This window comes from Acidovorax sp. KPB24-03, from assembly GCF_057546605.1.
Genome location: NZ_BAAJYR010000850.1, coordinates 1 through 752 on the forward strand (window position 1 = coordinate 1; position 752 = coordinate 752).

The 752-nt window shown below is 71.5% G+C and carries 1 protein-coding gene; it reads right to left on the reverse strand.

The genetic code is table 11. From position 1 onward, the window contains the following. Positions 1 to 208 precede the first annotated feature (208 nt). Positions 209 to 637 (reverse strand): AtuA-related protein, encoded by a 429-nt coding sequence (locus AC27KI_RS26425; RefSeq protein WP_284430774.1) that lies wholly within the window; start codon positions 635 to 637, stop codon positions 209 to 211. Positions 638 to 752 lie beyond the last annotated feature (115 nt).

Genomic DNA, 752 nt, shown 5'->3' on the forward strand with positions numbered 1-752 from the left:
GCTGGGCAGCGGCCGGGCCCGGCCACCGCCAGGCCCAGAACCGCCGCCACGGTGGCGGCGAGCGCATGGCGGCGCGAGGCATGCCGGTGCGGTTCGGGGCGAGGCTGGGGGTGGAAAAAGGGGTTCATGTCGTCTCCTGTGTGGTTATGGAAAAAGCGATGCAGGACCGCGGGCCTGGCGCATGGCCGGGTGCGGCATTCGAAAGGCGTTACCCGGGCGGTCCCGCCAGGTGAGCGGCCAGCGCGGCAGGCACCTCGACGGGCAGGTCGAGCAGCAGGAACGACAGCGCCTTGCCGTGGCTGTCGAGGTTGAGCGCATCGTTCACGCCGCCGTCCAGCACGTCGTCGATGACGAAGTTCATGGCATGCAGGTTCGGCAGCAGGTAGCGCGCGACGCGGCTGGGCCGGCGCAGCGCGAACTGGCGCGCCACGGCGGCCTCGGTGACCTGCGCGGTCAGCACCTCCCACAGCGCGGGATGCCAGGCGATCACGCTGATGTTGGAGCGGTTGCCTTTGTCGCCCGTGCGGCTGTGCGCCAGGCGGTACAGGGGCACGGTCAAGGGCGCGGCGGTGGCGGAGGCCGAAGCGGACGATGGCGCGGCAGCCGATGCGGGGATCGAAGGGGCGGCGGTGGTCATGGGCGTGTTCCTCAAAGGCTTGGCGTCAATCCAGCATCACGTGGCCCACGGCCACGGACTCGCGCGGCACCAGGCACGACACCGTGCCCAGGCGCGGCCGCATCGCGGTGCGCAC

Coding starts and splice junctions, on each gene's coding strand:
- AC27KI_RS26425 (WP_284430774.1), bottom strand. CDS start 637: ATGACCACCGCCGCCCCTTCGATCCCCGCATCGGCTGCCGCGCCATCG.